The 26,656-nt window shown below is 65.6% G+C and carries 29 protein-coding genes; 12 read left to right on the top strand and 17 right to left on the bottom strand.

Going from position 1 to position 26,656, the window contains the following annotated elements; translation table 11 throughout:
* Positions 1 to 213: 213 nt before the first annotated feature.
* Entirely contained in the window at positions 214 to 3,477 is a 3,264-nt protein-coding gene (locus CV102_RS26365) for a bacterio-opsin activator domain-containing protein (protein WP_222863692.1), read from the bottom strand.
* A 166-nt stretch (positions 3,478 to 3,643) separates the two neighbouring features.
* Here CV102_RS26365 and CV102_RS11380 point away from each other — a divergent pair, with 166 nt between their 5' ends.
* A complete protein-coding gene (locus CV102_RS11380; RefSeq protein ID WP_148858126.1) occupies positions 3,644 to 4,564 on the top strand; it encodes an LLM class oxidoreductase in 921 nt (306 codons plus the stop codon).
* A gap of 24 nt (positions 4,565 to 4,588) precedes the next feature.
* Here CV102_RS11380 and solA read toward each other — a convergent pair whose 3' ends face one another.
* The 10 genes from solA to CV102_RS11330 form a co-directional block, all read right to left on the bottom strand.
* Positions 4,589 to 5,716, bottom strand: coding sequence for an N-methyl-L-tryptophan oxidase (solA, locus tag CV102_RS11375; RefSeq protein WP_148858125.1), 1,128 nt, complete (start codon positions 5,714 to 5,716; stop codon positions 4,589 to 4,591).
* 35 nt (positions 5,717 to 5,751) lie between these two features.
* Positions 5,752 to 6,150, bottom strand: a complete 399-nt coding sequence (locus tag CV102_RS11370; RefSeq protein ID WP_148858124.1) for a hypothetical protein — start codon at positions 6,148 to 6,150, stop codon at positions 5,752 to 5,754.
* 111 nt (positions 6,151 to 6,261) lie between these two features.
* Positions 6,262 to 8,091, bottom strand: coding sequence for an asparagine synthase-related protein (locus CV102_RS11365; RefSeq protein WP_148858123.1), 1,830 nt, complete (start codon positions 8,089 to 8,091; stop codon positions 6,262 to 6,264).
* 115 nt (positions 8,092 to 8,206) lie between these two features.
* The gene (locus tag CV102_RS11360; protein WP_148858122.1) at positions 8,207 to 8,758 is read right to left on the bottom strand and encodes a flavodoxin domain-containing protein; all 552 of its coding nucleotides are present in this window, start codon (positions 8,756 to 8,758) and stop codon (positions 8,207 to 8,209) included.
* A 92-nt stretch (positions 8,759 to 8,850) separates the two neighbouring features.
* A complete protein-coding gene (locus CV102_RS11355) occupies positions 8,851 to 10,089 on the bottom strand; it encodes an MBL fold metallo-hydrolase (RefSeq protein ID WP_148858121.1) in 1,239 nt (412 codons plus the stop codon).
* A gap of 78 nt (positions 10,090 to 10,167) precedes the next feature.
* A complete protein-coding gene (locus CV102_RS11350; protein ID WP_148858120.1) occupies positions 10,168 to 10,545 on the bottom strand; it encodes a hypothetical protein in 378 nt (125 codons plus the stop codon).
* Between the two features lie 191 nt (positions 10,546 to 10,736).
* Positions 10,737 to 11,087, bottom strand: a complete 351-nt coding sequence (locus tag CV102_RS11345) for a hypothetical protein (RefSeq protein WP_148858119.1) — start codon at positions 11,085 to 11,087, stop codon at positions 10,737 to 10,739.
* A gap of 86 nt (positions 11,088 to 11,173) precedes the next feature.
* A complete protein-coding gene (locus CV102_RS11340; RefSeq protein ID WP_148858331.1) occupies positions 11,174 to 12,661 on the bottom strand; it encodes an MATE family efflux transporter in 1,488 nt (495 codons plus the stop codon).
* Positions 12,662 to 12,720: 59 nt separating this feature from the next.
* Positions 12,721 to 13,548 carry a TetR/AcrR family transcriptional regulator gene (locus CV102_RS11335; protein ID WP_148858118.1) on the bottom strand — a complete coding sequence of 276 codons (828 nt, stop codon included), beginning with the start codon at positions 13,546 to 13,548 and terminating at the stop codon, positions 12,721 to 12,723.
* Between the two features lie 68 nt (positions 13,549 to 13,616).
* A complete protein-coding gene (locus CV102_RS11330; protein ID WP_148858117.1) occupies positions 13,617 to 13,895 on the bottom strand; it encodes a hypothetical protein in 279 nt (92 codons plus the stop codon).
* A 118-nt stretch (positions 13,896 to 14,013) separates the two neighbouring features.
* Between CV102_RS11330 and CV102_RS11325 the strand changes: the two genes are divergently transcribed.
* Positions 14,014 to 14,406: a 30S ribosomal protein S6e gene (locus tag CV102_RS11325; protein WP_148858116.1), complete on the top strand. Its 393-nt coding sequence runs from the start codon at positions 14,014 to 14,016 to the stop codon at positions 14,404 to 14,406.
* A 24-nt stretch (positions 14,407 to 14,430) separates the two neighbouring features.
* Positions 14,431 to 14,871, top strand: coding sequence for a DUF7112 family protein (locus CV102_RS11320; RefSeq protein WP_148858115.1), 441 nt, complete (start codon positions 14,431 to 14,433; stop codon positions 14,869 to 14,871).
* A 43-nt stretch (positions 14,872 to 14,914) separates the two neighbouring features.
* On the opposite strand, the gene CV102_RS11315 is transcribed toward CV102_RS11320, so the two are convergent.
* The gene (locus tag CV102_RS11315; RefSeq protein ID WP_148858114.1) at positions 14,915 to 15,427 is read right to left on the bottom strand and encodes a PadR family transcriptional regulator; all 513 of its coding nucleotides are present in this window, start codon (positions 15,425 to 15,427) and stop codon (positions 14,915 to 14,917) included.
* A 342-nt stretch (positions 15,428 to 15,769) separates the two neighbouring features.
* On the opposite strand from CV102_RS11315, the gene CV102_RS11310 reads away from it, so the two are divergent.
* Both CV102_RS11310 and CV102_RS11305 read left to right on the top strand, forming a co-directional pair.
* Complete coding sequence (locus CV102_RS11310; protein ID WP_148858113.1) at positions 15,770 to 16,207, top strand: DUF5807 family protein; 438 nt, start codon at positions 15,770 to 15,772, stop codon at positions 16,205 to 16,207.
* A 100-nt stretch (positions 16,208 to 16,307) separates the two neighbouring features.
* Positions 16,308 to 17,006: a hypothetical protein gene (locus tag CV102_RS11305; protein WP_148858112.1), complete on the top strand. Its 699-nt coding sequence runs from the start codon at positions 16,308 to 16,310 to the stop codon at positions 17,004 to 17,006.
* 43 nt (positions 17,007 to 17,049) lie between these two features.
* On the opposite strand, the gene CV102_RS11300 is transcribed toward CV102_RS11305, so the two are convergent.
* Entirely contained in the window at positions 17,050 to 18,312 is a 1,263-nt protein-coding gene (locus CV102_RS11300; protein WP_148858111.1) for a DHH family phosphoesterase, read from the bottom strand.
* Between the two features lie 64 nt (positions 18,313 to 18,376).
* Positions 18,377 to 18,826, bottom strand: a complete 450-nt coding sequence (locus CV102_RS11295) for a universal stress protein (RefSeq protein ID WP_148858110.1) — start codon at positions 18,824 to 18,826, stop codon at positions 18,377 to 18,379.
* A gap of 100 nt (positions 18,827 to 18,926) precedes the next feature.
* On the opposite strand from CV102_RS11295, the gene CV102_RS11290 reads away from it, so the two are divergent.
* Entirely contained in the window at positions 18,927 to 19,385 is a 459-nt protein-coding gene (locus CV102_RS11290; RefSeq protein WP_148858109.1) for a universal stress protein, read from the top strand.
* 20 nt (positions 19,386 to 19,405) lie between these two features.
* On the opposite strand, the gene CV102_RS11285 is transcribed toward CV102_RS11290, so the two are convergent.
* Both CV102_RS11285 and CV102_RS11280 read right to left on the bottom strand, forming a co-directional pair.
* Positions 19,406 to 19,969, bottom strand: a complete 564-nt coding sequence (locus tag CV102_RS11285) for a GNAT family N-acetyltransferase (protein WP_148858108.1) — start codon at positions 19,967 to 19,969, stop codon at positions 19,406 to 19,408.
* A 2-nt stretch (positions 19,970 to 19,971) separates the two neighbouring features.
* Positions 19,972 to 20,340, bottom strand: a complete 369-nt coding sequence (locus CV102_RS11280) for a universal stress protein (RefSeq protein WP_148858107.1) — start codon at positions 20,338 to 20,340, stop codon at positions 19,972 to 19,974.
* A gap of 154 nt (positions 20,341 to 20,494) precedes the next feature.
* Here CV102_RS11280 and CV102_RS11275 point away from each other — a divergent pair, with 154 nt between their 5' ends.
* The 6 genes from CV102_RS11275 to CV102_RS11250 all read left to right on the top strand — a co-directional run bounded on the left by CV102_RS11275 (position 20,495) and on the right by CV102_RS11250 (position 25,417).
* Positions 20,495 to 21,904, top strand: coding sequence for an ATP-binding protein (locus CV102_RS11275; protein ID WP_148858106.1), 1,410 nt, complete (start codon positions 20,495 to 20,497; stop codon positions 21,902 to 21,904).
* A 46-nt stretch (positions 21,905 to 21,950) separates the two neighbouring features.
* Positions 21,951 to 22,727 (top strand): PHP domain-containing protein, encoded by a 777-nt coding sequence (locus CV102_RS11270; RefSeq protein ID WP_148858105.1) that lies wholly within the window; start codon positions 21,951 to 21,953, stop codon positions 22,725 to 22,727.
* A gap of 162 nt (positions 22,728 to 22,889) precedes the next feature.
* A complete protein-coding gene (locus CV102_RS11265; RefSeq protein WP_148858104.1) occupies positions 22,890 to 23,315 on the top strand; it encodes a DUF2237 family protein in 426 nt (141 codons plus the stop codon).
* A gap of 264 nt (positions 23,316 to 23,579) precedes the next feature.
* The gene (locus CV102_RS11260) at positions 23,580 to 24,014 is read left to right on the top strand and encodes a CBS domain-containing protein (RefSeq protein WP_148858103.1); all 435 of its coding nucleotides are present in this window, start codon (positions 23,580 to 23,582) and stop codon (positions 24,012 to 24,014) included.
* A gap of 155 nt (positions 24,015 to 24,169) precedes the next feature.
* The gene (locus CV102_RS11255; protein ID WP_148858102.1) at positions 24,170 to 24,493 is read left to right on the top strand and encodes a hypothetical protein; all 324 of its coding nucleotides are present in this window, start codon (positions 24,170 to 24,172) and stop codon (positions 24,491 to 24,493) included.
* Positions 24,494 to 24,589: 96 nt separating this feature from the next.
* A complete protein-coding gene (locus CV102_RS11250; RefSeq protein ID WP_148858330.1) occupies positions 24,590 to 25,417 on the top strand; it encodes an MBL fold metallo-hydrolase in 828 nt (275 codons plus the stop codon).
* Positions 25,418 to 25,644: 227 nt separating this feature from the next.
* Here the strand turns inward: CV102_RS11250 and CV102_RS11245 are convergent, their stop codons facing one another.
* Entirely contained in the window at positions 25,645 to 26,622 is a 978-nt protein-coding gene (locus CV102_RS11245; protein WP_148858101.1) for a DUF5787 family protein, read from the bottom strand.
* Positions 26,623 to 26,656 lie beyond the last annotated feature (34 nt).

Raw genomic sequence — 26,656 nt, 5'->3', positions numbered from 1 at the left:
TATCTCCGAGGTACGCGAGAACTCCTACGAACTATCTAGAGTACAGAGTGGTACACTCGCGTCGGTGGCGCTCGAGAGATCTCTGTCTCTCTGCCCAACATCAGTGTGTGACCCGTCTATTTCGGTACGGAAGCGAGTTGTCGGACGAGCAGCCGCGACAGTGTTCGATCGAAATAGTTAGCTGAGAGAAATTACCCGACAGTTGACTCGCAGTCAGGGGTGCTCGAACGTTAGCTCACAGAGTTTGCGTTCGGCTTCGCGGAGGTGATGAGTAAACGTCGATTGAGAGATGCCGAGCGCGTCGGAGAGTTCGCTGCCCGTTCGGACGCGGGGTGACTCGAAAAATCCGCTCTGATAGGCCGTGTGGAGGACTTCCTTCTGCCGGGGAGTGAGACGGTCCTCGTAGGCCATCCGGAACGTGTGCTGGGTCTCGAGCGGGCGGCTACGGGTGTGGCGTGCGAGCAGATCCAGATCGGCGACGGTCTCTCGAAGACGCTCGATGAACTCCCGGACCTCTGCAGTCTGGTGGAGTTCGACGACTGCAGTCGCGACGTCCTCCTCGATGGTGAGCGAGCGAACCACTGCATCCTGCTCCAGAAACTGCGATGCGAGCGTCGGGTCGGACAGCCGTGCCTTGACCAGCGTTCCCTCCTGGTGTTCGGAGAGAAAGGTCAACTCCTCGATAGCGATGGACTGCTCGCCGGCGGTCGAGAGTTCGTCCGGCGAGACGCCCGTGGCGGTGAAGAAAATGGCTGCGACGTCACCCTCCGACTGGGGAACGAATCCCTCGAACTCGATCGTACATCCCGCCTGCCGTGCGAACCGACACAGCGGCGTGTCCACCTGCTGGAACCGGACCGTGAGTTCGACGACGCTGTCCGCCTGGAGCGTCTCTCTGGTTTCGACGGCGTTGATCGCGTGGGCGATCGTGCTGCCGAGTTCCGCCAACACGTCGTGATCGCGTTCGTCGGGTTGTGGAGTCCTGCCGTAGACCGTCACGACGCCGTGCAGTGATTGCTCGTAAACCAGCGGAATGCTGATGCACGAGCGGGCACCCCGTTCGAGGGTCGCCTCCCGCCACGAGCCGGCTCGTAGATCTGTGGCGATGTCCGCGACGACGTGCGTTTCTTGTGTCCGAAACGCGGCGACGACGGGATCCTCACTGTTCGAACTCCCGCTTGTCGTGACCGAGAGCCCATCCACGTAGCTGCCGTCGATACCGGCCCACTCCCGCGGTTCGATCGTATCAGTGACCGCGTCGTACTCGCCGATCCAGGCGAACTCGAACTGGTCGGAATCGGCCAGTCGCTCGCAGACGGCCAGATCGATCGCCTCGAGCGTGTCGGCCTGCACCAGCGCCTGGTCGATATCCCGAATGAGGCTGTTGAGTCGGTCGAGGCGCGTCAGTTCCTCGTTTTGCCGTTCCAGCCGTCGTTCGCCCTCGGCACGATCCAGCGCCGTTTCGATGGTTGCGACCATGGTCCCCGCGATATCGACTCTCGTCTCGTCGAACACCGCGCTGTGAGTGGATGCCAGACAGATGACACCGTGCCTGCCGAGCGGAACGAGCACGCTACTCCGGAGCTGTGACTCCGACGGCGTGCTCTCGGACGTCGGGAGATCGTTCTCGACGGCGATCTCGTGGCTGATGAACGTCTGCCAGATCTGGTCCGTGAGTCGGTCGGGGAGCCGAATCGACTCACGGTCTGCGTCCGGATCGATCCGAGTGGTGCCCTGCTCGAGTTCCCCGGTCGTCTCGTCGTACTGCCACAGTGCGGCGTACTCGACGCCGAGTACGTCCTGGGCGATGTCGGCGGTCCGGTCGTGGATCTCCTGGGTGTCGGCTTCCATCAACTCCTGACTCACGTCGTTGAGTCGCTCGATGGCGTTCTGGGTCCGTTTGCGCTCGGTGATATCCTGGAAGATTACTCCGACTTGCTCTCTCGACCCGTCTCCGACCTGAAACGCGTACAGCTCCAGGATCCGTCCCTGCGTCGGAAGCTCGCGCTCGAGTCGAATCGGCTCCCCGGTTCGGAGGACGGTTTCGTACGTCTCGACCCACTCTGCAGATTCTCTCGGAAACACCTCCTGGAGCGTCTTCCCGACGACGTCGGCGACGCCGGAGTGCTCTTCGAACGCGGGGTTCACCTTCACGTACCGGAAATCGGTCGGCTTCCCCGAATCGGCGTCGATCCGCTCGATGACGCAAAAGCCCTCGTCGATCGATTCGAACAGCGTGCGGTAGCGCTCCTCGCTCTCGCGCAGTCGTTCGTACGCCCGTTCTTTCATCCGGTGTAACTCCTGTCCGCGCAGGATGACGTCCGTCGTGAGATGGGAGTCGCCGGCGTCGAGATTTCGGAGGACGTCGTCCCTGCCGTCTTCTTTGAACCGCTGAACGACCGACGTGACGTCCTCGACGCGGTGAATAATGTAGTCGATCTCGTTCGTGGCGCTGAACACGGGCGAGTTGACCGGACTCCACCATCGATCCTCGAACCCGCCGCCTTCGGATTCGGGCCGCGGAATCGGATAGTACGTTACGGGCATCATGTCGGCCTGTCGCTCGGCTTCGACCCTGGCGAGTGACTCCCGCAATCTGGAGACGCCCTCGGAGTCCGGATCGTCGGGATCGGGCGGGAAGACCTCGAACAGCGTCTTTCCCATAATGTCCTCGCGTTCCGTCATCGTCGCCTCCAGGTACGCGTCGCTCACCGCCACGATCTCGTAGTCTTCCGGCGCCACGACGAGGTAGAGACCGGGCGCCTTTTCGAACAGCTGGCGGAAGGTCGATTCGGTGGCTTCCGCTTCCGCCCGCCGTCGCTCGGTGGTGTCGCGGGAGATGCCGGCGACGAACTCGACGCTGCCGTCCTGGCCGCGGATCGGGCTGAAGATGTAATCGTAGTAGGCGTTCACACCGGACGAGTCAGTGCAAGAAATCTCGCCGGACGTGGACGCTCCGCTCTCGAAAACTCGCTCGATCTCTCGTTCGAATCGATCGCACAGTTCGGGTGGAAGCCCCAGTTCTCGGTTGGTTTTCCCGAGGTACTCGTCGCGGCTCATCTCGTAGAGCTCTTCCAGGCGCTCGTTCCCGTAGACGTACTCCTTCTCGCGGTTCCAGACGTGCACGTGATCGTCGACGTTAGAGAGAATCGCCTCGAGAAAATGCGCCTGGTGTTCGAGCGCATCACGGTTCTCGTCCGCGTCTTCGCTCCATGCGAGACTAGCGTGTCTGGCTATCGGTTCGGAGGCGGCGGAATCGCGTGCTCGAGGCGGGCGCCACCAGACGCGCCCGCGAGAGCCGACTTTCTTCGTCTCGAGGACGCCGTCGTCGACGAGCGAATCCAGCTTGTTGTAGATCGTTCGGGCCGTACAGTCGAACTCGTCGGCAACCTCCGGCGTCGTCAACGGTGTGCCGGGCGGGGCGAGATCGTCGACCGCCTCGAGAACTGTCGCAGGTGATGGCGCAGACGAACCCATACCTCTGGGTCTCGACGAACGAGTAAAAGGATTCTGTCGACGGAAACGCGAACCGTCGTCGAGCGGGCGATCGACTCGGTACGGCAGCGTTCAGTTCGAATCCGTAGCCGGGTGCGGTGAACCGGAACGAACAGCGTCTTGTAGATACGGCCGATAGCTCGAGCGAATGCCCTCCGGACACGCAAACGCGGGCTATCGGCGGTTGTTCGATCGGAGCGGGCTCACCTTCGGCGCCGGCTTTCCGTTGACGGGAACGAACCGTTCGACGCCGGATCCCGAGGCCGAAATCGAACTCGCGAAACACGCCGAGTCCGTCGGCTTCGACGGCCTCTGGGCGCGTGACGTGCCGACCTACTGGCCGAAATTCGGCGACGCGGGTCAGACGTTCGACACCTGGCCGTGGCTCTCGCACGTCGCCGCCCACACCGACGAGATTGCGCTGGGGACCTCGAGCGTCGTCCTCCCGCTTCGTCACCCCCTCCACGTCGCGAAGTCGGCCGCGACCGTCGACCGCCTCTCCGACGGCCGACTCGTCCTCGGGGTCGCCTCGGGCGACCGTGATCCGGAGTACCCCGCTTTCGACGTCGATCCCGATAGCCGGGGCGAACTGTTCCGCGAGAGCGTCGAGGCGCTCCGAACGGTCTGGCGGGAGGACTACCCCGAACTCGAGGACCGGTGGGGACGCCTGGAGGGCGACCTCGACGTCGTGCCGAACCCGACCGAGGAGACGATCCCCCTGCTGCCGACGGGCAACTCACGGCAGTCCGACGAGTGGATCGCCGAGCACGGCGACGGCTGGCTGTTCTACCACCTCCCGGAGTCCACACTCGAGTCCTACATCCGGCAGTGGCGCGAGGCGACGGCCGACAAACCGTTCGCGATCGCGATCCGGGTCGAACTCGCCGACGATCCGGCGGCCGGACCCGAACCCCTGCACCTCGGCTTTCGCGCCGGCGTCGAGTGGTACCGCGACTACTTCCGGCGACTCGAGGGGTACGGACTCGATCACGCGATCGTCGGCCTGCAAAACGACGACCGGGAGCGAGCGTTCGAGACGTTCGCAGCGGAGATCATCGAGCGGGTGTAGCGGTCCGGGTTCGGTCGGGGCGACTCAGAATCGGTCCAGCGAGAACATCTCGATCGGGTGGTCAGTCTCGCCCTCGAGGGCGAGATCCGCGAGAATCTCGCCGATCACGCTGGCGAACTTGAAGCCGTGCCCGGAGAAGCCGGCACCGACCGCCACCTGTGGGTGGTCGGGCAGCGTATCGAGGACGAAGTGGTCGTCCGGCGTGTTGGTAAAGAGGCAGGTCTGTAGACGCATCGTCGGCCCGGCGCCCTCGGGGAAGTACCGCTCGGCGAACGAGCGGAGGAGTCGCTCGTCCTCCTGGGTCGGCTCGCGCTCGAAGGCGTCGGGATCGACGGTCTTCTCGCGGTGGTTGTAGCGGCCGATCTTGAACCCCGGAACGTCGTGGATCGGAAAGCCGTAGAATCGCCCCTCGGGAACCTGCAGGTTCCAGACCGGGAACCGATCGGGTCGGAATCGGTCGGGTTCGCGGGGCTGGAGCCAGGCCAGCACCTGTCGCTCGGGGACGGCGACCGCCTCGAGCGCGTCGACGAACCGCGCGGCCCACGCGCCCGCCGTGATGACGAGTCGATCGGCCTCGTACGTGTCGTGGTCGGTCTCGACGCGGACGCCGTCGCGGGTCGGCCGCCAGTCCACTACGCGCTCGCGGGCGCGGATCGTCGCGCCTGCACGGTGGGCCTGGTCGACGGACGCGACGATGCACTGTTCGGGAACGAGGTAGCCGCCGTCGGGCTGGTAGACCGCCTCGTACTCCTCGGGGAGCTGATATCCGGGGTAGCGGTCCGTGAGCTCCGCACTCGAGAGTGGTTCGTACTCGAGGTCGTGTTCCTCGCAGGACCGTTTCGATCCCTCGACCAGTGGGCCGCCGGCCGGTCCGGCGTCGACCGAGCCCGTCCGGTAGAGCAGTTGTCGGTCGTGTTCGGCCTCGAGAGCCTCCCAGAGGTCGTACGCTCGCCGCAGGAGGGGCACGTAGGCGGGGTGCTCGGCGTAGGCGAGCCGGATCATTCGCGTGATACCGTGCGAGGAGCCGTAGTCGTGGGGGATATCGTAGCGTTCGAGGCCGAGCACGTCGGCGCCGCGATCCGCCAGGTGGGCAGCCGTGGCGCTTCCCATTCCGCCGACGCCGATGACGATGGCGTCGTACCGATCATTCATGGGTCAGCGTACGGTGTAGGGTTCGAAAACGCTTTTCAGTCGTCGCGAGCGCGGTCGCGCAGCTTCTGTTTCTGTCGGCGCTCGGTGACGTGTCCGATCCCGTCCGCGAGTTCGTCTCTGACCTCGTCTTCGAAGTCGTCGACGTCCTCGAGGAACGACGTAGAGAACTCCTCGACGAGTTCGAACGTCCACTGATCGCTGATCGCCCCCGCGGGGAGGTGGTCGTCGCGGAGCTGGTTCGCCCGCTCCTCGTGGCCGGCCTCGCGCAACAGCTCCTCGGCGTTGCCCATCCGGTCCATCGCGTGACCGAGTTCGTGGTGGAACTCGAGCAGATTTCCGTACGCCCGGTGGACGTACTCCATGCCGAGCTGGAGTTCGTGCAGGGCGTCCTCTTCGGCGTCGGTCAACTCGAGGTCGTCTGGATCGGAACTCATCTCTCGTCGTCACTCGACGAACACCTCAAAAGAGGTTTTCAGCCCGGCAACCGGTGCCGGTTCCGTGACCGCGACGAGAGACGCTCGTCGGTCGAACAGGGAGGCGACCCCCTATCGGCTCACCCGCGGGACGCTGTCGGCCACGGGCTCGGTCCCGGTAATCGTCCTCGTCGCCGGCATCGCCAGTACGCTCACCAGTCCACAGAGCGCCGCGGTGTGGTCCGCTCCGTCGACGTGTTCGCGACAGAGTCGGTGGGCCTCGCCGTAGTCGATCCCGGGAAGGGCTCGGATCGTCGACTCGCGGGCTCGCACGAACTCCGGAAGCCAGTCTCCTCGAAGGGTGTCCGCGTTCGTCCCACCGCCCGAGTTGCGGAACTGGTCGCCGTACAGCTGACCGAACCAGTGGAGCAACCGCGGCCGAGAGAGCGAGACGCCGCTCTCGTTGTGTGGGATCGCCGCGAGATCAGGGGCGATGCGCGAAACCGCCCGGTTGACGACGTTGTGCCGCATGGCGTCTGTTCGGGGGAGCCGAAGCGAGAGCTCGATCAGCCGTCGGTCGAGAAACGGATAGACGGTCGGAAGAACCTGCGTGTCGCCGTACCGGTCGAAGGAGGTCTCGTTCGTCAGCGGAAACCAGAACCCGGTCCGGCCGAGTTCCGCCACCGACGGGTAGTCGATTCCGTGATCGCGGACGCCGTCGCTCGTCTCTACGAGTGACTGCTCCAGAACCCGGTGGGCGGACGGAACGTCGTCGGTGTCGACGTACGCGGGCGTCTCTTCCGACCGCGTCTGCAGATACTGGCGTTGATCCTCGATACGGCGCTCGAGCGGGAGCGAAACGGAGCCGACCGGGGTCGAAAGCCGACGGTGGGGAAGGCTCCAGCCCTTGAAGAAAACGTCGGCGTACAGCCCCGAGACGAGCGTGTCGACCTCCTCACGTACCGCGTCCGTAACTGTGAGGGTGCGCCCCTCGTTGAACCAGCCGATAGCGTTGCCGTGTCGACCGTACTCCTCGAGGAGTTCCGGGTATCGGTCCGCCCCCAGTTCGAACCGGGTGAACGGAACGCCGACGGTTCGTGCGACGCGTGCCGCGACGGTCGACTCGTCGGCCGGCATCGACGAACCGGTGGTAAACCCGTACGCCCGTTCGGGATCGACGGTCGCTGCAAGAAGTCTCGAATCGCTTCCGCCCGAGAGAAGCAACCCGTGACGGCGACCGGATCGAATCCGATCCTCGGTGGCGGCGGTAAACCGGTCGACGAACTGGTCGACGAACCGATCGACGGGCTGGGACGTCGGTTGTAGGACCGGGTTCCAGTAGCGTTCGTGCTCGATCGGCTCCGGGTCCGCGAAGTCGACCGTCGTGATCGACGCGGGCGGCAACTGCTTGACGCCGGCAAACGGGGTCTCGACGCCTCGGACGCTCTTGTGCGTGAGATATTCGACGAGAGAGTCGGGATCGAACGCGGCCGCTACGTCGGGGTGGTGAACCAGTGACTGTGCGGACGTCGAAAAGAGGAGCCACTCCCGGTCCAGAGAGTAGTAGACCGGCTGGCTGCCGAGTAGATCCGTTACGAACCGTAGCGTTCGTCCCTCGTGGTCGACCACGACCGCGACGAACTCGCCGTTTAGCTCGGTCAACGCGTCGATTCCGTCGGCGGCGTACTCCTGTGCACAGTAGGCCGGGGTCGAGACACCTGTCGGCCGTCGATCCGACGAGCCGTCCTGAATTCGGCTGTAAACGCTCCCGAACACGAGCAGCGTCGCGTTTCGTTCCGGAACCGAAATCGGCTGTGACGACCGCCGGTGGGTCGCGGCGAAACCGGTCAGTGCCGATCCGTCGTGTCTCGCCCGCTCGCCGGCGCCGTCTCGGTCGATCCACGCGGGGATCGGATCGATCCCCGGGCGATTCCCTCCGAACGCACCACAGACCCCTACCATGATACCCAGGTTTGGGAAACACCGGGGATGAACCTTCGCCCTACCAAACCAAATTTTCTCTCTGGGGGTCGATACCGCCCGCCGCACCCCGAGTCCCCACCGACTCGAGAGCGAGCTACTCGGGGTCGGCCCGGAGCAGCGTGGTGAACTCCCTCGCGAACGCCTCGACCTCCTCCCAGTCGGTGTACTCGTAGTCCCGGGACGTGTCGGTGTCGCCAACCACCTTGCCGGCGATCCGGCGCATCACGAACCGTTTGAGGAGACCGTACTCGCGGTATTTGAGCGCGCCCGCGACCACCAGCGTGCCGTCCGGATCCCATCCCGTCTCGTCGAGAAACGTCTCGAGCAGTTCCGCTGCCGGCGCTCGAGCATCGGATTCGTCGTGGGCGGCCGTGAGACTCACGGAGAAGAACGCAGACGGGCATCGGTTCAACGCGGCTCGATGCTCGCGAACGAATTTGGTGACGTACCGCTGGTGAGAGCCCGCGTGGATCGACGCACCGACGACGATGCCGTCGTACGAGCCCGGATCGAGATCGTCGGGTGGATGTTTCAGGTGGACGAGCGTCACGTCGTGGCCCTCGTCCTCGATGACGTCGCCCATGTGTTCGGCGATCGTCGACGTCTGTCCCTCGCTCGTCCCGTAACAGAGCAGGACCCGCGCCATCAGCGATCACCTCGAGCAGGCAGGCTGGGAACGGTCATACGGCCGGTTCACCGCGCACGCCTATCAAGGGATAGCCGCCGGCGCGGGTGCCCTCAGACTGGACGCCGATCGCCGAGCGGCGGTGCACTGGCGTCGAACCCCTCCGACTGGAGTTCGTCGGCGAACGCCTCGCAGCGGTCGCCGTGGTTGACCAGCACCCGAGCGTCGGAATAGGACTCGAGGAACTCGAGCAGCCCCTCCCGGTCCGCGTGCGCGGAGAAGTCGTACTGCTCGACCTGGGCGCTGACCCGCATCGCGCGGCCGTCGATCACCGCGCTGCCGGACTCGTACAGTTCGCGGCCGGGCGTCCCCTCGACCTGGTAGCCCGTCATGGCGATCTTGTTCGTCGGGTGGGTGCGGATCGCCGGCACGTACGTCATCGCGGGGCCGCCGTGGAGCATCCCGCTGGTCGTGACGATCACCGTATTCTGTTCGGCGATCCGCTCTCTCTGGCCGTCGCGACCGTCGACGAACCGGGCGTTACCCTTCGCTCGGCGGAGCAGGTCGGGGTCGCGCAGGAACTCGCGGTTTCGCTCGCGAAGGAACAGGTCCGTGACGCGTTTGCCCATCCCGTCGACGTAGCACTCGAGGCCGTACTCCTCACAGATGCAGAGCACCTCCTGGGTTCGGCCGATCGCGAACGCGGGAACGACGACGGTCCCGCCCTCCCAGAGCGTCGTCTCGAGGCTGTCGACGAACGCCCGTTCGATCTCCTCGCGGGGCGGGCGAGTGACGTCGGAGTAGGTGCTCTCACAGATCACGACGTCGGCGTCGGGGCGGGCCGTCGTCCCGGAGAGCAGTTGCTGGTTCTCGGTGTGGAAGTCGCCGGTGTAGAGCAGTCGTCGTTCTCCATCGCTGATCAGCACGTGGGCGCTCCCGGGAACGTGACCGGCGTCGAAGAACGTAATCTCGTATCCTGCGGCGTGGAACGGCTCGCGGTAGCCGTGGGTCTCTGAAACCTGGGCGACGCGAGCCACCTCGGCTTCGGTGAACGGACAGTCGTACGTTCCCCCGTGGAGCTTGATGGTGTCCCGTGCGAGCACCATCGTGAGGTCGTAGGTCGGCGGCGTCCAGTGAATCGTCGGACGGGTGTCGCCCGACAGCAGGGTGGGGATCGAGCCGACGTGGTCGAGGTGACCGTGACTGACGACGACCGCGTCGGGGTCGGCGTCGTCGATCGGAAACGACGGTGGATTCCCCGAATCCATCCCGAAATCCAGCAGCAGCGAGTCGTCGATCAGCACCGCGCTGCGACCGATCTCGCGCGCCCCACCCAGGAACTGAACGTCCATGGCGGCTCGTTCTCACTCGAGGGGCTTGCCTCCGTTGATTCGCCACCTCGGCGCGGTCCCGGCCGTATCCGCTCGGCTTCAGCGAGCGTCTCGGAACGTCCGTCCGGCGAGAACGAGCAACCCGAGACACAGGAGTACCATCACGGCCTGCGAGCCCGCGGCGACGGGGCTCTCGACGGTACCCCCCGTCGCGAGCGTCCAGACGTCTGCGAGCCCCCGCGTACTGCCGGCGATACCGAGTAACGCCAGCAGTCCGTAGCCGTAGACGGCCAGTCGTCGCCGACCCGTCGAACGGCCGATCCAGCCGAGGGCGACGACTGCGATACCGAAAAACGACGGGATGAGCGCCGTGACGCTCGCGAATCCGGTCACGACGTACGCGATACCACCGAGCAGAATCAGCAGGACGCCGATCGCGATCCCACCGTCGAACAGGAACGTGTCGTCCGTTGCCATGTTAGAGACGTCTTCCGGGACCGGTATACTCGTTGTGTTCGAGTCGGGCGACTCGAGCGAGCCAGGGGCTGGCAGGTCGTGCGCTCGAACGCAACGGCCGAAGGGCTCTTCGACTGGACCCCAGCGACGCGTAGTGCGATCTCGAGAAGCGAGCGGAAGCAGCGACAGCCGACTGGACCCAACGAGCGCGGTCAGGACGAGCCGTTCGAGCGGGCATCACCCGTCGACGGATCGCTCGAGGCGTTCGCCCGACGGGTGACTCCGATGAGATAGATATCGAGCAGGCAGGCGAGCAGGACCGCGAGCGGGACGGCGACGTCGGCGTAGCTGACCGCCTCGAACTGGAGGGCGGTGAGGACGAAGGGCTCGCCCGGCTCGAGCGCGCCCGAGAGGGTCCGCGCGCTGAGAAAGACGAGCGCGATCGCGTAGAGTGCGAACCAGGCCACGCCGCGTTTCCACTGGCCGAGATACCAGTGGCCGAGTCCGGCCACGAGAGCGGACAGCGGGTACGCTGGCCAGAGCGGGCGCGCTCGATCGGTCATAGCTGTGCGTTCACCGTGGAAGGCAATCCGTGTTTTCCCCGAACCGATCCCAGCGCGCACCGGGAGTCTGGACGCCACACGAGCATTCAATCACCCGGCTCCGGCGTCGGCCCGGTCGGCTCGTCGCTCACGACGTTCTCGGTCCAGGTGCCGCGCAGGAACCACGCCGTGGTGACGATCGCCGAGAGGACGTAGGAGATCGCGATGGCGTACCAGACGCCGACGACGCCCATGTCGAAGAGGACGATCGCGACGGCCGCGATCGGGATGCGGTACAGCCAGAGTTCCTGGATCGACAGGAACATCGCCGCACGAGTCGAGCCGCTACCCCGGAGTCCGCCGAGCAGTATCTGGAAGACCCCGAGGAACAGATAGGAGGGGCCGGCGATCACGATGTAGGCGGCGCCGTACTCGATTACCTGAGCGGACTCCTCGCCTTCGATGAACACCGCCGTGATGGGTTCGGCGAGCGGGTAGGCGATCGCGATGACGACGGCGAAGATCGAGACGATCATCACCGTACTGAGTTTGACCGCCCGCCTGGCCCGGTCGACCTGCTCGGCGCCGAGGTTCTGGCCGACGACAGTCTCGGTCCCGCGGGCGAGCCCGAGCGCGGGAAGGAACATCAGCGACGAGAGCCGGTTGACGATTCCGTAGGCGGCGACCGCGTCCGTCCCGGCGAGTGCGATCAGTGCCGTGAGGACGGTGATGCCGAACGCGCGAAAGCCCTGCTCGGTCGCGGTCGGTCCGCCGATCTCGAGGATCTTCCGGACCGTCTTCGACCGGAGCCACAGATCCGAGACCGACGGCTCGAGTCCCACCCGGCCCGAAAAGAGCAGGTAGAGACCGATGGTAGCGGCGATCCCGCGCGAAAAGACCGTCGCGATGGCGGCGCCGGCGACGCCGTAGCCCTCGAAGCCGGTGGCGTCGTAGAGGGTGGCCTCGAGTCCCGTCGCCCCGAACCAGACGAACATCGGGTTCTCGGTGAAGCCGAGGATGAGAAACGGGTCGATGACGACGTTGATGACGACGCTGACCAGCATCAGGTACAGCGGCGTCCGCGTATCGCCCCAGCCGCGCGAGAGCGCGTCGAAGATGAAGAACCAGAACATGAACGACACGCCCACGAAGATGATCCTGGTGTAGGTGACGGCGTAGGTGAACGCGTCGGTGCCCGGCTCCGCGCCGATCATGCGGATCATCCAGGGCGAGAGCGCGTAGCCGATGATCGCGAAGGCGATCGCCACGAGCGTGACGAACGAGAGGGTCTGCCCGGCGACGTGGGAAGACTGCGTGAAGTTGCCGGCGCCCTTGTGCTGGGAGATGAGGACCGTCCCCGCGACGGTCAGGCCGCCGCCGACGCTGACCATCAGGAAGACGATCGCCCACGAGTACGAGAGCGCGGCGACGGCGTCACCGCCGAGTCGCCCGACCCAGTACGTGTCCGCGAGATTGTAGCCGACCTGCAGTAGCTGACTGGCGACGATCGGTGCCGAAAGGACCACCAGCGGTTTGAATAGGTCGCCGTCGGTGACGTTGACCGAGCGATCGGTGCCGTCGCCCGCGTCGCCCATGTCGTCCGCGTCACTCGTGTCGCCCGCGTCGTCCGCGTCGTCCGCGTCGTCCGCGTCGCTCACCCCCGGTCACCCGCGTCGCCGTCACCGGGTTCGTCGTCCTCGAGGCCGTCGCCATCGCGAGCCTCGGCGTCGTTGGTCTCGTCGGTGTCAGCCCCACCGGCGTTATCGGCGTTCGTCTCCTCGTCGGCGGCCTCGCCGCGCTCCGCATCGGCGTCACGAGTACCGAAGTCGGCGGCGAGTCGGTTCTCCTCGTCACCCTCGGGAAGCGTTCTCGGGTGTCGCTCCGCCGGGAACGACGCGTCCTCGGCGAGCAGGTCGTCGAACACCCACGTCACGGTCGCCGACCGGACCTGCTCCAGGTACTCGTCGCGGTCGATGGTCAGCTGACGGATGCGCGCCCCGTCGAAGGCCGCGATCAGCAGCGCTGCCGTCTCTTCGGGATCGTGTTCCCTGAACTCGCCCGACTCGAGGCCGTCGCGCAGGATCTCCTCGAGCGTGTCGCGGAGTTGGTCGTCGCTCTTGCGGAGCTTCTCGCGGTAGCGCTCGTTGTACGGCGCCTGCGTTCGCAACTCGAGTATCGCGGTGTGGAACGACTGGCGGTCGTCCTCGCCGGGGCCGTAGAGGAACCAGTCGACGAACGTCGCCAGCCGCTCGACCGGCGGCAGATCCCGGGTCTCCTCGACGCGGTCGTCGAACCGTTCGAGGAGGAACTCGACGAAGTCGGCGAGCAGGTCCTCCTTGGAGTCGTAGTGGTAGAACAGCAGCGACTTGCTCTTGTCCGTCCTGTCGGCGATATCCTGTGCCGTCAGCTCGGTGTAGCCGTGCTCGCAGAGGGCCTCGTAGGTTGCGCGCATGATCGACGCGCGAACGTCCGGATCGGTCACTAACTGACTAGTTAGTCAGGGCGGATAAAGGATATTTCGGTTCGAAAGGGTACGCGAGAGTACCACCCTCACCCCCGGTACCGGCGAACGGCGAACTCCTCGTAGCCGCCGAAGGCAATCTCGAGCGAACCGATCCACCAGTTCCACCGCTCAGGCGGCCCGCCGTCGGGCGCGTCGTCGAGTTCCTCGATCACGACGTCGACCGAAAGCTCGGCGCCGACGTCCGTCTCGTATCGGCCGGCGTCCGCGAGGTCGGCGGCCTGGCGGGCGACGACGCGGGCTGCGCCTCTCGTGCCGCCGAACTCCTCGCGAAGCCGACTCTCGAGCCGGTTACGATCGATAGACACGGACGGTGGTACGGTCCGGAGGTGCTAAACGGCGACGACCGGGAGGGTAGTGTGATTCCGGTTTCGGTCCGGCTCATGTTTCGATGTGTTTTTGAGCGCGCGCCGTTTTTTGCCGGGCATGGCAAGTTTCACAGTCGTCGTTGGCGACCCGGAGTCCGGGTCGACCTACCAGCTCGAGGCGGAGGAACAGGACGCGAACCGGTTCATCGGCAAGTCGATCGGCGAGGAAGTCGACGGCGGCGCCGTCGGTCTCGACGGTTACACGCTCGAGATCACCGGTGGCTCGGACGATGCCGGCCGCCCGCTCAGCCCCGACGTCGGCGGCCCGAACCTCGAGGAGGTCCTGATGAAGGAACAGCAGGTCGGCTACCGACCGAACCGAAAGGGCGAGCGACGCCGAATTACGGTTCGCGGCCGCGAGGTCTCCGACGCCGTCGCCCAGATCAACGCCGCAATCGTCGCCCACGGCAGCGACGACGTCGACGAGCTTCTGAGCAGCGACGACGAGTAACGACCCCCGTTCTTTCTACTCACGATGGCAGACAGAGTTTCGAGCGACCACCCGTCAGTCCGGACCGTTCGCTCGACGTGTGCCGAGACCGCGACAGGTAGCAAACTCGAGATACCCGCAGACGACCGCGACGCGTTCGCCGCCGGCGAGGTCGTCCGAATCGTCCTCGACGGAACGGAGCGATTCGCGACGGTTGAACGGGCGTTGACCGGCGAGGAGCTGTCGGTTTCCGGGATCTACGATACGCCCGATCAGGCCCGCAACCCCAGCGGCGGACCCGACCGGCTCCGGGAGTGGGTCGACGACCAGAACGTCCGTGACGGCGGCTCGGTGCTGATCGACGTCGTCGAACCCGAGTTCCTCTACGGGCTTCGATCCCCCGGTGAGACGGTCTACTACGACGCTCGCGAGCCGCCAAACAGCAGTCTGAGCGACATCGCGAGCGATCTCGAGAACGGAGAGTAGGCGATCCCCCGTCGCCTCGTTTCCCCGTCCGGATCCGAGGCCGTTACTGATCGTCCGCCCCGAGCTGTGGCAGGAGTTCGGACAGCAGTAGCCCGAACGCCAGATGCTGCACCATCGTCCGTTCGACGGCCGCCCGAACGTACTCCTCGTCTTCGATGGAGTACTCCTTCGTCTGGACCTTCGCGTGCATCGTCAGGACGCCTCGTTCCTCCAGGTCGTGGAGACAGGGGTAGACCGTTCCCGGACTGAGTTCAGTTTCGAAGATCCGAGAGAGATCCGAGAGGAGTTGCTTGCCGTGCGTTCCGTCGTGAAGCGCGACGAGCAGGAGGAGAATATCCTCGAGGTTTTCCTTTACGATCGCCTCGTCGAACTGGAACTCGCCGACCGGCAGCGCGTCGTCTACCTGGTTGCACAGTCCGTTGATCGTCCGGTCCACGTCGTCGGTCGACTCGAGGTCGGTATCGGATCCACCATCCTGTGACAGCCGCTTCGCGTCCGTCGTTGTCCGTGATAGTGCCTCGAATACCGGTTCGGAGTTGGGGGAAGTCTCGTGCATTGATAGTCGTGACCGTCTTCACACGCGGCACCGCACCCACGAGCACGTTCCGTGGCATCTGTCGCGTGCCGGCCACTGGTACTGGAGCGGATCCCGCGTGACGGTTACATTCTGTGACCGGTAGATAATAAATATCACTAATGGATACATTCAAATTTCCAATAATTACCGAGTGTGGATACTGAATCGGTGATAGCAGAAGGGAGACCGTACGCGATGATCATCGCGTTTCCCATCGAGTCTCGAGCCGAGTGTTGTCCCCCATCTGACACGCCGTTCGACGGGTCGTTCGCACCGACGAATGACGCGTCCTTTTTCCCACTCGAGCGACGAACACGCCCCATGAGCAATCCACGAGCGGAGTTTCTCGCCGGCGAACGCCCGGATGACGTCGCGCTGTTCCTGGCCGACTCCTATGTCTCCGACGAGCGATTCGAGAAGTTCGGCGACGCGGTCGAGAACGGAATCGTGATGATCGTCGACGGCGAGAGCGGCCGGAACGCGTTCAAGGCCGCGACCGACACCGACGCGATGGGCTTCGCGAAGACCGCGATGCAACAGGAGGGGGAGATCACGGACGATCTCACCGGCGGCAACTGTCCCGACGCGGGCGACGAGGCCGACAGCGAGGAGCACGAACCGCAGTACATCTTCGCCTTCGCGGAGGAACAAAACGAGGACGTCGGGGGTATCTACGCCGAGGGCGCCGTCGTCCACGCCTACGCCCAGTGTACCTGCGGGACGTCGTACTCCGACCGCTGGAACGCGACCGACGCGTAACGGTCGCAGACCCGAGAGTGATCGACTTCGGGCGGCCGTGAGCGGTTGCGAGCATCCGGAAGGAGCAGCCTTTTCCTGTCAGACCGGATAGCCTACTGCAATGAGTTCATTCGAAACTCCGCACGAGACCGAACGCGGCTTCGGACTCTCGGGTCGCGAGGTACAGGTGATCGGCGGCGCGAGCGGGCTGATGGCGATCACTGTCGCCCTGATGTACGTCTTCGCGATGACGCCGCTCGCGGTCGTCAACGACTATCTATTTGCAGCCCCGATCGTCGGCGTCCTCGTCTACGGTGCCGCGATCATGGGCGGCGAAATCGTCGCCGAGCGCGGCGTCACGAACGGTGACATGGGAATCGCGTTCATCGGGATGGTAATTCTCCAGCTCGCCTTCGGTATCTTCGGTGCGGGAGTCATCTCGTTCGCACCGCCGGATACTCGAGTCACGATCCTCGGCATCACGGCGATCGTCACCGCCATCCTGACGGCGCTGATCTCGGGCTACATTTACGCCCGCTCGGCGACGTTCGAGCACTGGGGGAAGTTCGCGAACTTCGCGTTCCTCGGCGGGATCGGCGTCATCCTCGTCGGAACGTTCGTGCTTTCGGAGCTGTTGCTGGTCGGCTTCGTCCTGATCTTCCTCGGCTTCATGCTCCGGCTCGGATACGAGATCTGGCAGGTCCGGGACAAACGCGACGCCTCGGTCGCCCTGCAGACGATCGGCGTCTACATCGCCGTCGCCGGTGTCTTCGTCCACGTCCTGCAGCTGGTGATGCGGTACGTCCTCTCGCAGGAGTGATCGCGATGGCGCCTCGAGACGCCTACTGACGCCGGACGCGGCGTTACGCCGACCCCGACTCTTCGTCCGCCGCAGACTCCTCGGCCGCTTCGTCCTCCGACTCGGCGACGTCCCGGAACGCGTCGAGCAGCACCTGTTTTGCGACCGCGCCGCGGGAGGTCCAGTGCATCGCGTAGTCGAGCATGTCGTCGTAGATGTCGGGTTTGCAGCCCGCGGCCTTGGGGTGGCCGCCGCCGTTGACCTGCCCCGCGACGTCGTGGCAGTGCTGGAATTCGTCCGTTCCCCGGATCGACGCGGAGCCGGCGGGTTTAACGATGATCGAGGCGTCGGCACCGCGCTCGCGCATCGCCTCGGCGACCTCGTTCTGTGAACAGCGGCCGTAGGTGATGCCGACGGTGTAGCCGCCGATCTCGCGGAACTCCGAGCGGCCGACGGCCTGTTCGATGAGCGCCTCCTTCTCGACGCGTCGCTCGGTGAGAAAGTCCTGGACCCACTCGGGCAGGTCGACGCCGTACTCGCGGACGACCTCCACGTACTCGGCGGGGTCGCTCCAGTAGGCGTAGTCCGCGAGGTCGTCGCTGCGTGGATCCTGGCGCAGCCAGAGGTCGTGATCCCGCGTCACGGCCGCCAGTTCTTCGTACATCGGGCTGAACTCGTACCCGAGCGAGCGGAAGACGACGTCGGCGGTACACTCCTCGTCGGAGTCGCCGACGACGAGGTCGGCACCGGCCGCTCGAACCGCCTCGGCAACGTCGTCGCCCCACTGGTGGTGATCGTACCACGAAACTCGATCCGCGGTCTCGAGGGCTGCCTCGAGTTCGTCCTCGACGTACTCGTATCGGTCCGGACAGAGATCGCAGACGAAGATGTCGATGCCGTCGTCGCCGTACTCGGCGACCCGGGCCAGGGCGTCTTCGACGTCGTGTGGACTCGCCGGAATGAGCGCGACGTTGTGCGGCGTCGGCTCTGGCTCCTCGAGCGGCTCCTCGGCGTTTCCGGCGGTGAGGGGAATGTTCTCCTCGCCGGCGTCGTTCGCCGCGTCGGCGTCTCCAACCGACTCGGCTTCCTCGTCTGGCTCGGGAACGTCCCGAACGTCGTCGTACGCCTCCCGGAGCAGCGCGACACAGGCCAGTCCGTCCGCGTCCGGGTCGGCGACGACCGCGACCTCGGCACCCTCGAGGGCGGCTTCGGTCTGCTCGTCCTCGAGGTCCTCCTCGAGGTCGTCGGGCAGGAAGAACCCGGTCCCCGGGAGCACCGATTTCCGGGCGAGCGGGAGGTCGCCGCTGTCTATGAGTTCGTCGTACATATCGCAGAATGCGGGATCCGCCGGGAAGTAACCGCCGGTCTCGACCCTGAAAACGGCGGCGTTCTCAGGCGTCCGCGACGGCGTCGTCGGTCGTCTCGAGCTGTCTGACCGTCAGTACGGGAACGGGTGAGCGGCGGACGACGCGCTCGGCGACGCTGCCCAGCAGCAGGCGATTCTCACCGTGGCGGCCACGGGTTCCGGTCGCGACGACGTCGGCGTCGACGTCACGCGCGTACTCGCAGATCTCGGCGGCGGGCCGGCCCTCGCGGACGGCGGTCGTCACCTCGGCGTCCGTCCGGTCCTCGACGGTAGCGAGGGCGGCGTCGGCGGTCGTCTCGAGAGCGGTGCGCAGTTCCGTGCGGAGCTGTTCCGGCGAGGCGTCGACCTCGCTCGCATCGATCACGGAGAGGGCGTGGACGTCGGCGTCGAACCGATCCGCGAGATCGAGTGCGACGTCGACGGCGCGGTTCACGCTGTCGGAGCCGTCAGTCGCGACGACGACCGTATCGAACATATCCCAACCTACGAGCGAGACGGCTTAAACACAACCCATCGCTCCCGACTGTCGGCGTCGGTGGGGAGTCTTTTTGACGTCGGGCCACACACTCCCGCGTATGGACGACAGCGAGCCGTTTGCCGTCGACACGGTCCTCGCCCCGGTCGACGGCAGCGAGGAGTCCGCCACCGCCGTCGAGTACGCCGTCGCCGTCGCCGACCGATACGACGCATCCGTTCACGTACTGTTCGTGCTCGGGCGTGGCGTCGTCCGCGGGTTGGACGCCGGAACGGTCGAGGAGGAAGACGTCGCCGACAGCACGCAAGGGTTTCTCGACGACGTCGGCCGCATCGCCGCCGACAGCGGCGTCTCGCTGTCGACGTCGGTCGATCACGGCTTCTCGACGACGCGAAAAACCCGCCATCCCGGTAACGTCATCCTCGACATCGCCGACACCGTCGACGCCGACTTCATCGTCCTGCCGCGAGAACCCGTGACCGGGACGTCCGCCGAGGTCCTCGAGAAGGCCGCCGAGTACGTTCTCTCGTACGCGAGCCAGCCCGTCCTCTCAGTGTGACGCGGTAAACTGCCGAGCGCTCACTCGAGTCGGATCCCCATCTCCTGTTCGAAGTTCTCGGTCCCGGTCGGCTCGAAGCCAACGCGTTCGTACAGCGCGATCGCGGGCGTGTTCCAGCGTTCGACCGTCAGCCACACGTGTTCGATGCCGCGGTCGCTCGCGTAACCGAGCAGGTGATTCAGGAGCATCGTTCCGATCCCGGCGCGCTGGTAGTCCTGCAGGACGAATATCGCGAGTTCCCACTCGACGTCGCCCGGTTCGTCGATCGCCGACGGATCGTCGGTGTCGGGAACGAGCACCGCGTGGCCGACGACGTTCTCGCCGTGGTAGGTGACGACGTTGACGCTGTTCTCTGCGATCGTCTCGAGCCAGTTGCGGATCCGCTCCTCGCCGGTCGGCGGGATCCCCTGTGCCCGGTCGGTCGGGTCGAACTCCGTGTACATCTCGACGGTATCGTCGAGGATGTTCCCCTCGATCCCGTCGGCGGGCCGAATCTCGATCTGCCGGCCGGACTGGTCCTCGGCGGTCGTCGGCGGGCAGGGGAACGGTCCGGATCGGTCGTCCGGATACACTCGTTCGACCATCGTTATCGCACCAGTTTGACCGTGGTCGGCGCGTTCAGCAGGACGAACTCGGTGACCGAGCCGAGCTGAATCTTCCCCATCGGACTCTGGGTGCCACCGCCGATCACTAGCTGGTCGAACTCGCCCTGTTCGGCGTAATCGACCAGCGAGCTTCCCGGATCGCCCTCGAGTCGTTCGATCCGCGCGTCGAGGCCGGCTTCCGCGAGCAGTTTCTCGGCCTGGCGATACATCTCCTCCTGCGTTCGATCCGTCTCCGATTTCTCGACGACCGCAACCGTGAGGTCGTCGTCGGCCTGTTCGGTCCGTTCGATCGTGTGGCGCAACGCCGTGACCGACTCGTCACTTCCTGCGAGACCCAGCAACACGTTCATGCCTACGTGTGTGAGCCGATGGACGAAAACCGTTGTGCCGATGGGATCGGTGTGGTGGAGCCGACGGGGAGCCGAAAACCGAGCGCGTTCACGACCGCCGCGAATGACGCGGATGACGACGACGTTAAGAGTGCGTGGAGAATACGTTGACCGAATGAGTGACGCAGCGCTCGATGTCGTCGAGTTCGTGCTCACGACGAGCGTGTATTCCGACGACAGGACGCTGGACGAGAACGATCTCCCGCCGTCGTATCGTCAGGTCTTCTGGACCGGCGGGAGCGAAAGCAGCGACGACACCGACGAGCGACGGCGCGCCGGAATCAGCCGTCCGCTCTCGGCGACGAACAGCACCGCGCGCGAGGCGACCGGCGTCGACCGTCCCTGGGAAGCGATCTCGGGCCTGATGTTCACCGATCGCGACGAGTTCTCGGGGACGATCACGCTCACCCAGGAGGAGATGGCCGAGCAGTGGTTCGTGGATCGCGTCGACGACGAGCGCCTACTCGAGAACCCGACGCTCGCGAAACACTTCGCGGCACACGACGAGTACGACGTCGACGTGAGCCACGAGGCGGCCCGCGAGCAGAACCGCCCGATCCAGGCCGACCGGGTCTGGATCGACGGCCTGCTCGAGGAGTACTTCGACGATGAGGACGACGAGGAGATGCTCGACCTGGTCGACGTGCGCGCACCCGAAGAGGTCGACGTCACGCTCGACGATCTCGTTCTTACGGAGGGCCAGGAGGCCGAAATCGACAAGATCGCGAAAGCGATCGAACACCGCGACTACCTCGCGGAGATCGGCCTGCGCGAGATCGGCAAACTGCTGTTCGTCGGTCCGCCGGGGACCGGGAAGACCTCCACGGCCCAGGCGCTAGCCCAGGACATGGACCTGCCGTTCGTCGAGGTCAAACTCTCGATGATCACGAGTCAGTACCTCGGTGAGACGGCGAAGAACGTCGACAAGACGTTCGAGGTCGCAAAGCGACTCTCCCCGTGTATCCTCTTCATCGACGAGTTCGACTTCGTCGCCAAGACGCGGCGCAGCGACGAGCACGCCGCGCTCAAGCGGGCCGTCAACACCCTGCTGAAGAGCATCGACAACATCTCGCTCATTCAGGACGACGTCCTGCTCATCGGCGCGACGAACCACCCCGATCAGCTCGACGCTGCCGCCTGGCGCCGCTTCGACGAGATCGTCAACTTCCCCAAGCCCGACTACAACATGCGGGCGGACATCCTCCGGGTGATCACCCGGCAGATGCGGATCGACGAGTTCGATCCGGAACTCATCGCCGAAGCCACCGAGGGGCTGACCGGCAGCGACCTCCGGATGGTCCTTCGCGAGGCCGTCCTCGAGGCGCTGACCGAGGACCGAACCATGCTGACACAGGACGATCTGTTGAACGCCGTCGAGGAGTTCGAGGAGCGAGACAACCTGAAGAACATGGACATGATCGAGGGCGACCACGAGGCGCTCGTCGCCGGCGGCGACGTCGGGAAGGCGAGCGACGGGAGCGGCCACTCGCACGATCACGATCACGACCACGACCACGATCACTGAACGAGTCCGCAGGGACGACCAACTATCCAACCGGTGTCGAATCAGCATGTACGATTTCCACGCACACACGAACTACTCCGACGGGACGTTTCTCCCGGGGATGGTCCGGGCCGCCGAGTCGGCCGGCCTCGAGGGAATCGGCTTTACCGACCACTGTTCGGTCAGTACGCGCGACCCGGCGAACGCCGTTCGAAACCGGTACGGGTTCAATCTCGACCTGACCTACGAGCGACGGCGCGACGCGATCGAACAGGTTCGGGAGAGGACCGATATCGAGGTCTACGACGCTGTCGAGATGGATTACGACCCTCGCGACGAAGCCGAGATCGAGGCCTTTCTCGACGAGGCGAACTTCGACTACACGATCGGGAGCGTCCACGCAGTCGAAGGCGAGAACGTCCAGATCGCTTCGAACTTCGAAGAGCTAACCGAGTCCGACCGCGACGACGTCGTCGACACCTACGTCGACGAACTGATCGCGCTCGTTGAATCGGAGCTGTTCGACGTCGCGGCCCACCTCGACCTGATCGAGCGGACGCCGCCGCTGCGCGGCATCGCGACGGGCGACCACTACGAAGCGGTCGCGCGGGCGTTCGCCGACTCGCGGACGATCCCGGAGATCAACGCCGGACGGGCGACGAGGGAGGCCGGAATCGTCCACCCCGACGAGGAGTTCCTCGAGGCGCTGCGCGAGTACGACGTTCCGGTCACCCTCGGAACCGACTCCCACGACCCCGACGAGATCGGCGAACGGGCGGCGTTTCTCGAGGAGTTCGTCGCGGCCCACGACCTCGAGCCGGTCTCGCCGCCGAGCATCCACTGATACGGTCTGTTATAAGTCATTGCCGGTGCAACCGCTGACGTATCGCGGTTGCCCCAGTAAATCGTTACAACAGACCGTATGACCACGCGAGTGCGAGCCCGGGCACAAACGCGCCGACGTCGGCGACGCCATCCTTTTCCGCTCCCCGCCCAACGTGCCGGTATGCCCACCGACCGGAACGTGTTCGGGAGCGAACTCGAGCCCTGTAGCACCGACCCGACGACCGGCTTCCTGCGGGACGGCTGCTGTCGCCGCGTCGAGTCGGATCGCGGCCGTCACGAGCTCTGTGCGGTCGTCACCGAGGAGTTCCTGCAGTTCAGCGCGGCGCGGGGTAACGATCTCACGACGCCCCGACCCGAACTCGAGTTCCCCGGCCTCGAGCCGGGCGATCGCTGGTGTCTCTGTCTCGCGCGCTGGCTCGAGGCCGAGGAGGAGGGCTGTGCGCCCCCGGTCGTCCTCGAGGCGACTCACGAAGCCGTCCTCCGGGACGTGGAGCCGGATCTGCTCCGCGAACACGAGTACGACCGGCGAGAGCGCGGCGATCGAAGCGGGAGAGATCCCAGTTCGGAGACAGAATCATCAAAGTGATCGACGGGACGTGGTGCACGAACGGCGTACGTGTCGAGTGACCACAAACAGAGTCTACCCACCACTGATTGGCCGAGTAGGACGGTGAACAGCGGGTAGGGGCGCTCGTAATTTCTGTTCACCGACATAGCTCCCGTTGAGTGGTGCTGCTACCCACAGACACTGACACGTAATTCAGCGGCGACAGGGGTTTATTTTTCCGTCGGGTGAAGACGGCCTCGTCGCCGGCGATCGCCCGCCGTAGCGACGGAACGGTGACCTCGTATGCCCGAAATTAGATCAATCGTCCGGGAACAGGTGGTACACACGTCGCCAGACGCACCCCTTACCGACGTAGCGCAGTTGATGGACGACGAACAGGTCGGCAGTGTCGTTGTCGTCGAGGATGACCGCCCGCAGGGGATCGTCACGGATCGCGATATCACGATCAGCGCAGTTGCCCGGGGCGAGGATCCCGAGGCGAAGACCGCTGCGGACGTGATGAGCGAGGACCTCGTGACGGTCGAGGCGGACAGCGGGATCTTCGACGTGCTCCGAACCATGGAGGAATCGAACGTGCGGCGGATACCGGCTACCGATTCGGACGGAACCCTCGCCGGGATCGTCACGTTCGACGACTTCGTCGTCCTCCTCGGCCGCGAGTTCAAACTGCTCAGCGACGTCGTCGAAGCCAAAATTCCGCCGTACGAACACGCCTGAGCAGGCGACTCGCTCGAAACCGATCTGCAGGTCGTGTGGCGAACGATTCGAGGTGGACGGAACGAGCGAACAGTTTCGACGATCGACGACGCGCTCCGGTTCCTGCACGACCTGCGGGGAACACCCTTTATACGACGGCTCCGAATGATCGCCCAATGAGCGATGGAACGGAACAGACGGACGCCCCGGCGGCGTTCGCCGAGCGAGCGCAGGCGAACCACGGCGAGTCGATCCGTCACCTCGTCGCGTTCGGCAGCGCCGTTCGCGGCGACGACCGCGGCGTCCACGCCGAGGTGGAGGTCCTGCTGGTGCTCGAGGACACCGAGCCGGAACGGGAACTCGAGGCGCTCGCCCGCGACGTCGGACTCGAGCACGGCGTCGTCTTCTCGGTGCACGTCCTGCCGGCCGAACGGTTCGAGGAGCGCGAGGAGCACTCGTTCATCCAGACGGCGTTCGAGGAAGGGCAGGTGTATGTGTAACCGCCGGCGGGTCGACGGCGTCTCGAGGTCGAGACGTGAACGCGACGCGGCGGACGACCGGAACGAGGGCGAGGACGGGGACGAGTAGCGATGGCGATGCGCGTCACCCTGCTGGGGACCGGCGACACGACCGGGACGCCGACCGTCGGCTGCGACTGCGAAACCTGTCAGCTCGCCCGAGAGCGCGACGTCGAACGCACCCGGTTCTCGGTGCACGTCGAAAACGAGCGGACCGGCGAGTCGCTGCTGATCGATTTCAGCCCGGACTTTCGCTACCAGTTCTTGCGCGACGACGTCCCCTTGCCCGACGCCGGCATCGTCACCCACGTCCACTTCGATCACCTCGACGGTCTCGGCAACGCCTTTCGCGTGTTCGACTCGCTGGACATCTACGCGGCCGACGAGACCGACCCCGAGACCGGCAAGAGCGTCGCGGAGACGGTCGCCGACGACTATCACTACCTCAGGACGATCTCGGTTCAGCCGACGACCCCGCTCGAGACGGTCCGCATCTGCGGCCTCGACGTGACGCTCGTCCCGGTCGATCACCTGCCGCTCGTCTGCTACGGCGTCGCGATCGAGGATCCCGAGACGGGTGCGAAGCTATCGATCACGGGTGACACGAGCTACGACGTTCCCGAGAAATCCCGCGAGGTACTGGACGACCCCGACCTCCTGCTGGCCGACGCCATCGTCCCGGCACATCTCTGTTCGTCCCACCCGATCGGCGGTCGACACGAGGGGCCGGACGGCGTCCCGCGCACGTTCGGGACGAAGCACATGACCCGCGAGGGGGCGCTCACGCTGGCCGACGAACTGGACGCGAGCCAGACGCGCCTCGTCCACGTCGCACACTTCTATCCCGCGAACGAGGCGTTCGAAGCGCCGCTCGCGATCGACGGCGAGGCGTACGTCCTCGAGTAAAAGCCGCCGCCGAACAGCCGATCGAGGACGTCCTGGACCGCGAGGGCGGCGAGAACGACCGCGAACAGAACGAGCGCCGCGTTGACGACGTTTCGCTTCAGGGTGTTTCGGTACTATCGGTCCCAACAGCGCGGCCGCAACGAACAGAATCACGATGGTGGTGGTGCCGACGACGGTGTAGCCGGCCGCCAGATCCCAGCGCGCGGCGGGAAGGCCGTTCTCGTCGGTCACCCGAACCGGTCGAGGCCCGACTGCCGATGTCGCCTGCCGTCGGGATCGGCGACCCAGGACGTCCGACGGTCGCGCTCGGCCGCGAGGTCGACGTCGGCTGCGGATGCTGCCTCGTAGCCCGGACAGGCGGTACCGCAGTCGGAGCCGGCGTCGACGACGCGTTCCGCCCACTCACAGTGAGGAAGCGTCGCACCGCCCGAGTCGTCGGCTCGACAGGCCGCACAGTCGGGGAACGCGTAGGTTCGCCACCCCTTGCCGTAGGCTCGCTCTGCGATCCGGCGTCGTACCCGTGCCTTCTCCGCGGGCGAGACGACGGCGATGTCGGTACGGGCGGGGTGGCTCTCGAGCGGCTCGATTCCCGGTTCGTCGACCGCCAGTGGAGAGGGGTCCCGGACGACCTCGACCTCCTGGACTGCGCCGTCCTCACGGTGGACGCGCCAGATCCCGACCTCGTCGGGGATCCGGTTGCGGTGGGCTCCCGTCACGTAGCTCTCGGTCGCCAGAACGACCTCGTCGACCAGGCCGAGGCTGACGTCCGTGCGTAACTGCGCCTCGAGGTCGCCCGGCCGGCCGAGGTCGGGTTTGTTCTCGATTCCGACGATGCGGCCGTACCAGTCCGGATAGCGGGCGACCTGCCGGACGTAGTCGCGGCCGTTGCGCCGGTCGCGTTCGAAGAAGCCGATCTCGAGGGCGCGTTCGGTCGCCCGGCGCGCTCGCTCCGGGTGGCAGTCGAACGCGTCCTTCCAGTATCGGGCTCGTCCCGTGCCGACGGCGGCGTCGATGGCGGCGCCGGGGATCGGTTCGGGCGTGATCGCGGCCCGGTCGTCGAACTCGGGACCCGGTTCGATGCAGACGACGTCGAGAATTCGCCCGCCGGGGTCGGCCACGCTCGCGCCGAGCTGTCGGGCGAGGAGCTCCTCGCGGCGTGACTCGAGGTGGGCACAGAGCTCGAGTTCGAACGCGAACTCGCTCACGGACGCGAGAAGGGGCGGCGGCGAGAAAAGGAAT

This window comes from Natronococcus pandeyae (assembly GCF_008122205.1).
In the GTDB taxonomy this organism is placed as follows: domain Archaea; phylum Halobacteriota; class Halobacteria; order Halobacteriales; family Natrialbaceae; genus Natronococcus; species Natronococcus pandeyae.
Note: the sequence above shows the minus strand (reverse complement) of the source record. Positions and strands in the feature narration are given on the sequence as shown.